The sequence below is a fragment of the Pseudomonas sp. S150 genome (genome assembly GCF_004526365.1).
GTDB lineage: Bacteria > Pseudomonadota > Gammaproteobacteria > Pseudomonadales > Pseudomonadaceae > Aquipseudomonas > Aquipseudomonas putida_A.
Genome location: NZ_CP038207.1, coordinates 3,677,164 through 3,690,558 on the forward strand (window position 1 = coordinate 3,677,164; position 13,395 = coordinate 3,690,558).

The 13,395-nt window shown below is 52.2% G+C and carries 8 protein-coding genes and 1 pseudogene; 2 read left to right on the forward strand and 7 right to left on the reverse strand.

Going from position 1 to position 13,395, the window contains the following annotated elements:
* The first annotated feature begins 121 nt into the window (after positions 1-121).
* Positions 122-2,566 carry a fimbria/pilus outer membrane usher protein gene (locus E3Z29_RS16820; RefSeq protein ID WP_134787580.1) on the forward strand — a complete coding sequence of 815 codons (2,445 nt, stop codon included), beginning with the start codon at positions 122-124 and terminating at the stop codon, positions 2,564-2,566.
* Entirely contained in the window at positions 2,563-3,546 is a 984-nt protein-coding gene (locus E3Z29_RS16825; protein ID WP_134786377.1) for a fimbrial protein, read from the forward strand. The genes E3Z29_RS16820 and E3Z29_RS16825 overlap by 4 nt, the downstream gene beginning before the upstream one ends.
* A gap of 47 nt (positions 3,547-3,593) precedes the next feature.
* On the opposite strand, the gene E3Z29_RS16830 is transcribed toward E3Z29_RS16825, so the two are convergent.
* The 7 genes and pseudogenes from E3Z29_RS16830 to E3Z29_RS16860 all read right to left on the reverse strand — a co-directional run bounded on the left by E3Z29_RS16830 (position 3,594) and on the right by E3Z29_RS16860 (position 13,387).
* Positions 3,594-4,427, reverse strand: coding sequence for an EAL domain-containing protein (locus E3Z29_RS16830; protein WP_167734136.1), 834 nt, complete (start codon positions 4,425-4,427; stop codon positions 3,594-3,596).
* Positions 4,428-4,537: 110 nt separating this feature from the next.
* Complete coding sequence (locus E3Z29_RS16835; protein WP_256662008.1) at positions 4,538-7,798, reverse strand: ATP-binding protein; 3,261 nt, start codon at positions 7,796-7,798, stop codon at positions 4,538-4,540.
* Positions 7,743-8,360 carry a response regulator transcription factor gene (locus tag E3Z29_RS16840; protein ID WP_134786380.1) on the reverse strand — a complete coding sequence of 206 codons (618 nt, stop codon included), beginning with the start codon at positions 8,358-8,360 and terminating at the stop codon, positions 7,743-7,745. The genes E3Z29_RS16835 and E3Z29_RS16840 overlap by 56 nt, the downstream gene beginning before the upstream one ends.
* 487 nt (positions 8,361-8,847) lie before the next feature.
* Positions 8,848-8,960 (reverse strand): annotated as a pseudogene (locus tag E3Z29_RS29670) (phage holin family protein); the annotation flags it as partial.
* A gap of 137 nt (positions 8,961-9,097) precedes the next feature.
* A complete protein-coding gene (locus tag E3Z29_RS16850) occupies positions 9,098-10,165 on the reverse strand; it encodes a fimbrial protein (RefSeq protein ID WP_167734138.1) in 1,068 nt (355 codons plus the stop codon).
* Positions 10,166-10,179: 14 nt separating this feature from the next.
* Complete coding sequence (locus E3Z29_RS16855; RefSeq protein WP_167734140.1) at positions 10,180-12,714, reverse strand: fimbria/pilus outer membrane usher protein; 2,535 nt, start codon at positions 12,712-12,714, stop codon at positions 10,180-10,182.
* On the reverse strand, positions 12,692-13,387 hold the full coding sequence (locus E3Z29_RS16860) for a molecular chaperone (RefSeq protein WP_134786383.1): 696 nt from the start codon (positions 13,385-13,387) through the stop codon (positions 12,692-12,694). The genes E3Z29_RS16855 and E3Z29_RS16860 overlap by 23 nt, the downstream gene beginning before the upstream one ends.
* Between the last annotated feature and the right edge of the window lie 8 nt (positions 13,388-13,395).

The window sequence follows — 13,395 nt, forward strand, 5'->3', positions numbered from 1 at the left end:
TAGTGTTTTGACGGAAGTTTGGCCTTATTCCATGCGAATCAGAAAGTACAACAGGAAGTCTCGGAAGAAGCGCGCGCAAAAACGCTCAGGCAAGTATCTCTCCTGCCTGGCCGCCGCGAGCATGTTAAGTGCCTCGGCGGCATCCGCCACACAATTCAACCCGATGTTCCTCAAGGACAAGGGAGCCAAGGTCGACTTGCGGTACTTCGAACAATCCAATGGTGTCGTACCGGGTGACTACAGTGTCGATGTATATCTGAACCAACGCCTGGAACGACGCCAGGACATTTCCTTTATTGTCGACGAAGACGCGCCCAATGCTGATGCACGGCCGATCCTGAAATTCGGCATGCTGCGCGAAATGGGCGTGGACGTTGAGCGGCTGCAGAAAGAAGGCATTGTTTCCGAGCACATTACGGACGACGAGTCGGTCAATGTGCTGCGCATCGAGGGGGCGACGGTGGAGATGGATGTCTCCCAACTGGCTCTCTACATCAGCGTACCGCAGGCTTACATCAAGCGCCGCTCACGCGGCTACGTCGATCCGTCTCTGTGGGACGAGGGAATTACCGCCGCCTTCAGTAACTACCAACTGAACTTCAATCGCAACAATGGTGGCGGTTTCAAAAACGATTACGGCTACTTGGGTTTGCGCAACGGGTTCAACATCGGTCAATGGCGCCTGCGTAACGATTCGTCGTTCAGTCAGAGCACTGGAGCATCACGCACCTTTTCCAGCAACCGCACCTATCTGGAACACGACGTTACCTCACTCAAGAGCCGCTTTGCAGTCGGACAGCTCTATACCAATGGCGACATCTTCGACAGCAGTCGTTTTCGTGGGATTCAACTCGGTTCGGACATCGGCATGCTGCCCGATGACGAATCGGGTTACGCGCCCGTTGTACGCGGCATTGCCGAGACGCATGCCACTGTTGAAGTGCGCCAGAACGGCTACGTCATCTATTCCACGACGGTGTCCCCAGGCGCATTCGAGATTCACGACATCTATCCGGGTGGCTCCAACGGTGACCTTGAGGTGACGATCATCGAGTCCGATGGACGCGAGCGAAAGTATACGCAAGCCTATTCCTATCTGCCGGTCATGGTGAGGCGAGGTACGTTTCAGTACAGCCTGTCATTGGGCAAATACAGCAACGAAGGAATGAAGTCGCCTCACTTGATGCAGGGCACGGCGGTCTATGGCGCCACCGACAACCTGACAACCTACGGAGGCTTGCTCGCCGCCGAGGATTACAACGCTTTCAACTTTGGTCTTGGCCTCAACACCGCTCTGGGCGGGATGTCCCTGGACATCACCAATAGTCAGTCGCAACCGGCTCACGGCGAGGCGAGTACCGGCCAGAGTGTACGTTTTCTCTATTCAAAGACACTTAACAACACCAATACGACCTTCACCATGGTGGGCTACCGCTACTCGACTTCGGGTTATCGCACGCTTAGCGAGCATATCCAGGAGATGAGCGAAATTGACCAGCAGAACTTCATCAGCAGTCGCCCCAAGAGTCGACTGGACCTGAACATCAATCAGAACATCGGAGGTCACGGTTCAGTGTTTGTCAGCGCGGGAGAGACCAGTTACTGGAATCGCGCCGGCAGCACACGACGCCTGCAATTGGGTTACAGCGGCAACGTCGGTGAAGTCACTTACAGCATCACCGCCTCGCACACGCAGGATGGGGGGCGTTCGCATGAATCAGACAATCAGCTCGCTCTGTCGGTGAGCTTTCCTTTTGGATCGCGCTCTCGGTCGCAGCGCGTGTACAGCAATTTCACCCGCTCGGGCAAAAGCGACGACAGCCTTCAGACCGGGGTTTCGGGGTATCTCGACGATAACGGCCGGCTCTCGTACTCCGCCCAGGCCGACGTCTACGGCGATCAACGTTCACGCAGTATCGGTATTGGGTGGGATGCGCCAATGGCCAAGGTTGCCGGCAACTACGGCATGTCCGGCTCTGCACGCCATATGGATCTGTCTGCATCGGGGTCGGTCGTTGCTCACAGCGGCGGCGTCACCTTTGGCCAGCCGGTGGGAGAAACCTTCGCGCTGGTGGAGGTGCCGGGAGTCAAGGGCGCCAGTATCAACGGTGCCGCGTCGCATACAGACAGTGCCGGATACGCCATCGAGAGTTACGTTCAGCCCTATCGCTACAACGATCTCGACCTGGACACCCAGACTCTGGGCACTGACGTTGAGGTCACCGAAACCTCAGCCCGCGTCGTGCCGCGTCGTGGGGCCGTGGTCAAGGCGCATTTTGATGCGTCGTCCGGCCGGCGCGTGCAGATTGACCTTGTCCTCCATGACGGGAAAAAACTGCCGTTTGGCGCCCAGGTAGAAGACGAAGGCGGCAAATTACTGGCCGTGGTCGACAACCAGTCCCGTGCGCTGGTCTTCGGCATCAAAAACGAAGGCTGGCTGAAAGTAAAGTGGGCTGACGGTATCTGTTCGGCCCCCTATCGACTCCCTCCCCAAAACATTGCGTTGACTTACGACCAGATGAACGTGACCTGCGGTCTGCAGGCTGATCAAGGAGTGAAAAGTTGAAATTTGCATTACATAGTATTGTGGCATTGTTATTTACAGCAGCCAGCAATGCCGCCACTGCTGATAACACAGCAGAATGCTTTTGGTCGCCACTAGCGGCAGTTCAAGGGAAAGCTTACTTTAGTTTAGCTATGACTCCTAAAACGCTGAATCTCGCACCCATTGGTCAGCGCATGAGTTATCAAGCATTTTATTTGAAAGCTGCGAGCCGCAGTATTGACTTCAAGTGCCCAACAAAAATAAACCCTATTCACTACAGTTACGCAATAGATGCGCCTTTGGAGGATGGATACGACGATGTCTATCGCACCAATCTATCCGGCATTGGAATTCGACTCGTAGATTTTAGATTGAACAGAGCTCTGCCTTTTGAAAATAGCTATACCAATGCCCCAAGAATGATCGGTCGGCTACCAGACCCTTTGCATGTAGAACTCATACGTACAGCCCGCGACATCAAAAAAGGCGAACTCAATTTAAACATTAAAATACACGCGAAAGTTGAAGACTGGGACGCAGCAGAAATAGATATCGTTGGCCAAGTAGAGGTGATTTCCAGTAACTATTTCTCAGGATGCGCCGGTGAAAAACGTCAGGACATTCCCCTTGGCAAAGTAGCTATTCCGCTTCTAGAACAGCAGACGCCTCGCACTGTCGGCTTGAGCGTGCTGTGCACTGGCCTTCTTCCGGGATCGAATCTACCCGTGAAAATATACTTTGAAGGTAATAACGAAGGCGCCGGACTGCTCAACTTGACCCCCGGAGGAGCAGAAGGCATTGGTGTCGCCCTAACCACCCCAGCGGGGGTGAAACTTCCGTTTAGTAAATGGGCCGGGTTAGCTATGCAATGGGTAAAAAGTGAAGAAGATGGCGAGCGCTATACGTTTGAGTTCAATGCAAAATATGCGCGCAAAGGCAGCGCCAAGATAAAACCCGGCAGAGCCGATGCGGTTTTGAATTACATCCTCGACTACAACTGATAGGGTGATGTGTACAGGTCGGGCATCGATCGCTCGACCGGTGTTGCTCAGGCCGCAAAGTCACGGCTCGATGACGAAAGCCAGCCGTACAGGCATTCAACCGGCATCGGACGGGCGCAAAGATATCCCTGTCCGATCCTTACCCCCATCTGCGCAAGGCACAAACGCTGTTCTTGCGTTTCAATGCCTTCAACAACCAGCCGCATACCCAGCTCACGCGCCAACAGGACAGTGGCGCGGGCGACGCTTTGATGCTGCGAGGAACGAAGAACCTCCCGCGTAAACTCGCCGGCGAGCTTGATTTCGTCGAACGGCAGTTGGCACAGACGATACAACGAGGAGTGCCCCGTGCCGTAATCATCGATTGACAAACGAACCCCGATCTGGCGAAGGCGGAGGATGTTCTGTACGCAGCGCGCGCTCGCAATTGCCGGGCCGTCCTCCGTAATCTCGAAAGTCACCAGCGACAACGACATCGGATGTCGCTGCAAGCGTGCGATCAAAGCACTGACCCACGTTTCGTTCGCCAACTGATTAAGGCTGAGATTGAAAGCAAAACCCAATACCTGGCCCCGGTTACGCAACTCGACCTGAGCGGCCAGGCCTTGATCCAGCAGCGCGAATAACAAGTCATCGAGCAGGTCTTCGCGAGCCATTGTCGAGATGAACGCCGCGGGCGTCAGCATCCCGCATTCGGGATGCTGCCAGCGCGCAAGGACTTCCACCGAGAGAACGGCGTTGCTGACAATATCGAACTTCGGCTGTACAAACGCCCGGAATTCCCCTTTTAGCAATCCTCTGTGGATCTCGTTTGCATCGGGAGCAACCGTACGGTGTGGTTCGTCATGGGTAGGTGTTGGAGGGGAGAATACTGTGAACATGTGCAAGAGAACCTGGCTCAAATCATTCGCAAAGGGTATGCGAGTCATCGCCCAGGTCCTCTAAGACGCGTCTTGAATTCTACCAAGACAAATCTGTTCCTCAGCTCACCTCAATGGGATTGTAGCGACAGACTGATGCTCTCGAGAGATTCGAGAAGCATCTGCCCTGCTTCGAGCAGTTCCTGAGTGAGTGTTCCCGCCGAGAGTTCTTCCATCTCGACACAGCGCTCCAGCAGTACCTGATGATTGAGTAGATAAGCCGTACCTTTCAGCTTATGGGCGATGTTTTGAATCGCGAGTGTGTCTCCGCTATCCAGCGCCTCACGCAGCGCAATACTTTCCCTCTGATTGCTCCTGCACACCTCCTCGGCCATCCTGGTACGAATATCCTGGGTCCAGGATGTCCCGTCCGGCACGGGTGATTGATCGTTTCCAAATTTGGGAATCATTTGGTTGAGTACTGCCAAGTTTGTCGGCTTGGCTAGCGTATGGTCCATTCCGGCGTCGATGCAGGCCTGCTGCACTGACCGCTGCGCATCGGCGGTGAGACCAATGATCAGGCACGGTTTGATTCCTTTGCCCTGCTCCATCCGGCGCATGGCGCGGGCCATCTCGAGACCGTCCATTTCCGGCATGTTGCAGTCAGTAATCACGATGTCGACATCATGCTCGCTCCATACCGCAAGCCCTTCCAGGCCGTTGTTCGCGGTAAGCGGACGATGCCCCAAATAGCTTATCTGCTGGACGAGCAAATATTGACTCGGCAGGTGATCCTCGACGATCAGGACGGTAAACAACTCTTCAGTGTTCCGTGCAGCCCCCTTGCCCTCCTCGTGCATTGCTGCCGCATCAACCACCCTGTTCAGGTCGAGCGAAAAGCTCATGCGAGTACCCTTGCCCAGTTCGCTTTGCACTTGCAGAGTGCTCTGCATCAATTGGCAGAGCGCCTGACTGATTGCCAGCCCCAACCCAGCTCCGGAATTGGAATCGCTGGTCACACCATCGACCAGGTAGAACGGCTTTAAAACTTGATCCAGATGAGACGGTGGTATACCCGTCCCGGTGTCACTGACGGCGATCTGAAAACTCAAGATGGAGTCTTCAACCACGTGCACCGAGCAAGAAAGATCGACATTTCCGCGTTCGGTAAACTTAATCGCATTACTCAGCAGATTTGAAACGATCTGTTTGACCTTAACTGCATCCATCCACACTTGCTCTGCGGCAAGCGAGTCAAGGTTGAGTGTCAGATTTAGCCCCTTTTGTCTTGCAAGTCCGGAGAAAACGTTGCTTACCGACTCCAGCACATCCTTCATTCGGGCCGGCTCGGGCGTCAGGGTGAGTTTGCCTGATTCGATACGCGATATATCTAGAATATCGCCGATCAGGGCAAGCAACCCGATTGCCGATTCATAGGCGATGTGCACCGACTGTTGATTTAGATCGACGTTGCTCTTGCGTGTGAGTACCAGTTCCAGCATGCCGATGATGGCATTGAGCGGTGTACGGATTTCATGGCTCATGGTGGCAAGAAACACCGTTTTGGCTCGACTCGCCCGATCTGCAGACTCTTTGGCGATCTGCAATTCGTCGAGCAGTAACTGACGCTGTTGCAGATCCTGTCGCTTGCGCAGAATGCGCCGACGCTGGGCGAAAATCAGCAGACCTGCTACAAGGAGCAGCCCCGCCAGCCCCCCGAGAGAGCGCCAGAAGCTCGTCCTCAGCCCCTCCCAATACCGGTCATCTGTCGCAGAGTTGGCACGCCATCGACCGATGATCTGAAGGTTCTTTCGAGGCGTGATATCCAGCATCGCCTTATTAAGAATAGAGATAAAAAGCGCTTGATCCTGAGGCGCCGCAAATACTATTCGCGCCTCGGGCCCGTTGACGACACCTCCAACCCTCATGCTGTTTTCATATTTGTAGGAGAGGTAGTAACGCGCCACGTGCGCCGGAGCCAAAACCCTGTCAGCGTCGCCGTCACGTACCAGTTTAAAGGCCTCACCTATGGTGTCAGTCTGCTTGAAAACCAGGTTCGGGTATTGGCTGCCGAGCATACTCAGGTCAGCATAGCCTTTGGCAACTGCAACGATAACCTGGCTTTGCGAGTTCAGGTTTGACGACGCATCCTCCTGCCTCTCAACGAATAGATAGGGTGCAAAAGTCAGCGGACGAGTATGAAGAAATCGGGACGAATCCGCAGATGATTGGGGTAGAACACTCAGAATCGTTGTCCCCCGCCCAAGTTGAGCCGTAGCCTCGCTGATCGAGCTGACACGATGGATATTAAAGCGGATCCCGGCTTTACGCCGGATAATGTCCAGCACGTCCGACGCGATACCATTGAAGCGCCCGCGGCTGTTGAAAAATGCGTAGGGAGCGAGATCCTCGCTGACAACCAGATGCACAGTTGAAGTGCGATCCAGCCATTCACGTTCTGCCAAGGAAAGCCGATCGCGAAACTTGCTGACGTTGCAATCTTCGGTATCACCCCAGAGTTGCTGGGCCTTGATGATCTCGCAGCGAGTGAGTCCGCCCAGCGCCCGATCGAGGATGCCTTGCAGCATAACGTTGCCCGGTTCGAGTCCGAAACCAACGTCCACCTCCGACAGCTTTGCGCTCTGGTTAACTACCAACTGGCTGCTGAATATTTGGCTCGAGAGGTAATGAGTGGACAGCGTATCCCCGAGAAAAACCTGGTTTTCCCCTGTTAGAACCGACGACATCGCCAACAATGCCGATGGGTAGTGTTGAAACTTCCCGCGCCCCCCTACACTCTGGAAGAGTTCCAGCATCTTGCCGTTGGCGACTGCAATCCGAGTCTGCCCATCGTCAGCACTATATTCATGCAAATCCCCGGCCTCGGAAAACAGCGCCAGCTCTGTCACGACATAGGGTGAGCTGAGACTCATGCCTTGATTCTTCGCCATCAACCGAGTGACGTTGCTGACCATGTCGATGGTGCCGTCACGCAAGGCGCCATACATGGCAGCACGCGTTTCAAAAGAGCGCAAATGAACTGCCACACCCAGCTCTCGTTGCAGCGCCACCAAATAATCGGCCATCAGGCCTTCGAATTTCTGATTCTCTTCGAAGATGCGATAAGGCGGCAGCGGATCTTCAAAAACGCCGACCACCAACAGTCCTTTCTGCGCAAGCCACTGCCTTTCCCTCTGAGAAAGCTGGACTTTAAGATCGTCAAGAGGTTGTCGGGCGATTGGGCTCAGGTCTCGAGCGTACGACGGGCTGCCGTAGCTGAATATCAAAAAAAGCACAAACGACAGGGTTTGCAGGCAGATTTTCATCGTAAGGTGATCAAATGACGTGATGCCGGCGGGCAATGTCTGCCAGCTCGACTGCCGATGCAACACCAAGTTTGCTCTGGATATTGACCTTATGCCCACTGACGGTTTTATTGCTCAAGCTGAGACGGCTGGCGATATCACTATTGGAAAGCCCCTCGGCCAGCAACTTGAAAATCTGTAATTCCCTGTCGGTAAGATCTTCGAGATCCGCCGTCGCATCGACGTTGCCAAGCAGAGGCATGGCGTCCTTCGGAAAAAAAATGTATCCATCGGCAATCGTCTCGATAGCCTTGACCAGCTTGCTTATAGGTTCGTTTTTACTGACGAAGCCACTGGCCCCGGCTTGCAGGCAGCGTGACGCGTAATTCTCCTTTGCTTGGGAAGTAAACACCAGCACCCTGGTATCCAGCTTATCCCGCCTGATGCGTTTGAGTACGGTCAAGCCATCAAGCTTTTCCAGACCTATATCCAATATGACAATGTCCGGCGTCAGCGACTCGATCATGCGTATGGCATCTACGCCGTCGGCAGTCTCCCCCACTGACTCGAATCCGATCGGGGCCAAAGCTGAGCGGATCGCGTGGCAAATCAACGGATGATCATCAACGATCAGGACTTTTTTGCTCATGTCGTCACCATAATTTTTAGGACGTACCTCCTGAGTATCTGATGAAAATGCGGGGCTCATAAGCAATATTTTCATCAAATATGTGTGTAGCTGGCTAGCTCGGCCGGTCCGTTTTTCTCGCTTTCCAAAAAACGGTATAAATCAGCCACGCCTGGTCTTAATGATATCTTCGGATTTGAACCAACACATGCATGTCTGTGGAGCACCAGGCACTTCGAGAATATACCCGGCCCCAGACAAGAAATTTCTCATGCACAACCCTCTACCGATTGCATAGGATTTTGCGATTTTTTGAAGACGTAGCGATGCAGAGAGCTCAAGACAGAGTCGCCGTGATAGGAAAGCCTTTTGGCGAGATACAGGCGTACACGCGCTTGCTTGACGGGCTGGGTAGATATATTTCCAATTTGGAATGATTTGGACGGTCGCGATTTAAGCGGCCAGTGATCCTTTTCCTACATTTCGCTACCCTGGTCATAAACGCCCAAAGTGCGATATGGCGCAATGATGCCCAACCTCGAGCCCCATCCTTGTCAGCGCGACACATCTCCCCGGACACGCTACCAACCAATGACAGGGTGATACCAACCAGATCGACATCTCGCAAGCACCTGATGCCCTTTCGCCATTGCCCTGCCCCTTAAATATAAAGACCCGGCGGTGCGGTCATAACGAGTACCTTTGACTTTTGGGAGTAACTTTCAGGATTTCCTCAGAGCATGCTCAGACCTGCTTTTCTATTGGTAAGTGATGTTGACGGTAGCAGATGCCTTGAGAGGGCCGATAGTTACTTTTTTCGGCGCAAACGGGAAGTAGAACGCACCCAGTGAGACGCTAAAGAGATCGGGGCTATAACTGCCGGGTTGCAACCTGTGAATCGAAGTCGCTCGTCCGCGTGCCATGGGGGATCGCGAAAATATCACGGGCGTCGATGGGTTGTTTGCAGCAACCAGCATGATGCCGACTCCTTGCGCTGCAAGAGGACGCTGGTCAACTAGATAGGTATCCCGAGTGCCCAAGTCATTACTAGAGAGGAAGATGTCAACCATACGGTCCGATAACCCATTTCCCCGGAGGTTGTCGCAGCTAAAGTTCAAATTAAATGGAGTATAGCCAGGCCGCGAACCTGCAGTAACGCTCGAGATACCGACCTCCGGAAGACTAACGGTGAGCCCGGGGTTGTCCAACTTGCAAGTAGTATAGGTAGGCGTGTAGATCAATGCCAAGTTCTGAGTAAACATGTTCCTTTTCCAATCGGGTGCCCCTACTATCAGATAGTACCCCGAGCTGACAATCGAACCAAGCCATTCAAGCCAACCCATGCCCGAGTCGTCAATGACATTTACAAAGTTCTTGAGCAGCGCCACGCTACTTTGAAATTTTGTCTCGGCAGGTCCCGTCCCGTTTTCCAAGGTAAATCGCATCGTAATGGCCGTATTGACCTCGGCGCCTCGATGTGAACCCGATTTCATGGGTATGGATTCCGGTATCGAGATTATTTCAACCCGGATCCAATAGGCGCCATTGTGAAATCCGATTAATACCCCGCCGGATTTTTTAAGAGCAGATTGATACTTCAGCTGTTCGCCTCCAGAGCAACTAAACGGCCGATTCGTAAAGTTGGTATAGACTGTCGTCGTCCACGTTGGGGAAATATCCTTTTTCAAGCGCTCCGAAAGATCCAGCACAATATCAGGGCCTCGGGATGTAATATCGTCATAGCACGTTGCATTGGCGGCATAGTTAAAAATAAGGCTCAATAGCAAAATGGCAAAAAACAATTTGATAATTGACCAAGCAGACATCGGTACGTCTCCACTCATCGACACGAAACGGACGCTCGAGGGGCGAGTACATCCGGCAGGTTTACAGCGCAGAAACTGTCATGCATACGCACAGTCAGCTGTGATGGTCGCACGTCATAATTTATGTATAACGTACTGGCTTGGCCAACATAGCCGATAGAGTTCCCGGCCTGATCCAGCACCTCGGCGCCGAAGGGCAACGGGGAACCATTTGCATGTAAAGCACGAAAGTTCAGCGCCTGACGCAAGTCAGTTTTGAATGTGACCTTTGCTACTGCGTCGGCAAACGGCACGCTGTGAGCAACGTTGCCTATAACTCTCCCACCCGAGGCATTAGCGCCCTCGGACAGCATAATTGAATTTGTGCGGTACGGGCTTGCGTAAGGTACAAGCGCGTAACCATCTTCATCGGTAACGACACTGGCATCACCATTGACAACCATTCCCTTTGCCTTGGGAGCTTCGACAACTAGCATCGTATTACCCATATCATTAGATGCCAGAATTTTTCCTGGAATCATGACCACGGTGCCGCGTGCGTCCAAGCCAAACTGCCGGTAATCGGATGCTTCACCGAGGGTTCCCCCGACGGTGACGTTGTTGGCGCGGTAAGTACTGCCCACACTGATGGCACGGTTCTCAGGGTCATGGCTCGCCGCTACACTATAACTAAGCCGTTGAGATTGCAGGGCGCTACCGCTGACACTCGTATTGCTTTGCGAATAACGTGATTCGGCAAATGAAACACTACTGGCGAGCGTTGCACGATTGGAGAACATCTCGAATGGAATAGTAAAACCAATATACGACCGCGTCTGCTCATGCCCATGTGAATCACGAACCTTGTTGACGGACAGACTAATGGATACCTGGTTGAACGATTTTGAAAAGCCAAACTGGTACTCCCGACTTTTTTTGTTGGAGCCCCAGTAATCTCGCTGCACGCCTGCGAAATATACAGACCCCCATTCGCCGGGCAGGCGTTGACTAATATTGAGGCTGAAATTGTTACGCGGCCGTGCGCCGGTTAACGAATCCCAGGTCTTCATGTCAATCACAGAGGTGTCTTCGGTCTGATGTATGTCAAATCGATTCTGGTATTTTTTTCGATTTTTGCTGAAATTGTTTTCTTTCGCATAAATGGCATCATCGAACGTATAGAAATTTGCACTTGAGTACCGAAAAGCGCCTAGCGTAAAATTTGTGGCAGTGGCATCGAGAAGTTTACTGTAGGTGATTCGAATACTCTGACCGGTGAAATTTTGCTTTTTTAGATCCGTGCGTGCATGGGTAACGTCCAGAGACAGAGCACCCACTGGCAAATTAAAGGCGCCGCCGATCAGGTACGCTTGATATTCGGAGCTCATTGTACTTCCGAGGTAACCCGTTGAGCGATTATCAAGCCCTCGTTGCCAGGTAGCCTGAAAAAAATCCGGGGTATAGTTCGTATTAGGTTGTACTGCTGAGCCCAATGTTAAAGCGTATTTACTGACACCAGCTTTCAGCATGCTTGGAACAGACGAAAAAGGTATTGTGAATGAAGTGACCTCTCCGCTAGCCTCTTGAACAATCACTGTGAGATCCCCCGCCGAACCGGTATGCGGTAATGCATCAATCACGAAGGGACCTGGCGGTACGTTTTCCTGATAGATGATGCTGCCGTTCTGCTTCACTATCACCAGTGCATTAGTTCTGGCGGTTCCTCGGACCACTGGAGAAAATGCTTGCATTGAATTAGGAAGCATGTTGATGTCCGAAGACAACCCGACGCCTTTGGTTTTAACAGATTCAAATAATTCCCCGCCGGAATAAAACTCACCGACTCTTACCACGGACTTCAGTGACGCAATATTATTTTGCGCATAACGTAGATTGGACTGGTACTGGATCCGCTCGTCGTACCGCTTACTTGCCGAGCCAAGCTCTCTAAACTGCCACCCGCCGATATTTACACCTAGATTCAGGCCTGAGTAAAAGTCATTGGTGGCGACATTTGTACTTTGGGCTTCCAGCCGGTTATAAACAGCATTGTAGCCAAGGATCAATGCAGGCAGTCCAGGATCCCAGAACTGCGGATCAATGTAGCTTTCATCAGTACGTCGTACATAGGCCTGAGGGACACTCACGCGAAGGCTCTGTGTACTGATATCCAAGACAAAAGTAGTTCCCTCTGAAATGTACTGGACCGGAATCCAATCATTGGAATCCGCAGCGGGTGGTGCCCAAGAGGTTTGGAGCCCCAGTTCTGAAATAGCGGCTGAAGCGATTTTAACATCCTCTCGTGTGCTACCAAGCAGCACCTTATATCGGCCTTTCCATAGATCGTTTACATAAACATCTAATGTATGTTGACCAGCAGGCAGCTCAACATTGCTCAAAAATCTGGAAAGATCTGATTCTTTCGACCTGCCGGCCAGAAGCGAAGTGTCAAACAACTCCGCGCGCGCGTCATGCATCACCGTTGAGACGTTCAGTAGCACGCTAAAACAAGCGAAAGCCTTTATTGTTTCTATGTAAGAAATCGATTTAGCGCAATGTGACCACTTCATCTCGGTATGCACCCAAGTCGTCAACATAAGTCAAAATATATTGAGTATCAGGCTCAAGCTTACTTTTGCCTGGTATATCCAACGAAGCATAAGGAGCGATCATGTTGGACCCCGCGATTTCAACGCTCGAGTTTTTTTCCGCAATTCGTACAATCGTCAAGTGATAGGCGTTATCATTGAAAACAGACACGCCCGTGCTGTGCGCCACAATTCTGATATTTTCACTACTAAAGTCAGGGCGGGACTTCAAAGTGCTCGGGCGATAAAAAAGTTTGACACGCGTTCTAAGTGCTAATTGCAGCGTATTTTGCCCTTGCAAGTGCTCCGGAAATGCCGGTACTTCCAAAATATTCAAATAAAATACACTTTCACGATCGCCATATACCGGTTGATCAGTTTTTTCGATCCTGAGTTGCTGGCCGCCGTGGCCGAGCACTTTGACGATGGGAGGTGATAACAAAAACGGCACTTGTGCTGTTTCGGGCGTAGAGTTGACATCTCCGTCATCAATCCATGCCTGAACCAAAGAAGCGTCCGCCCCAGTGCTCGTCAGTTGTACGGCTTCAAACCCCTTACTTTCATGATAAATAATTCGTGTACCATTCAAAATTATGTTTGCTTGAGCATAAGCCGAGCCCAAGGCAAAACACCCCAATATCAGTAACTTAAACATCGCATGCC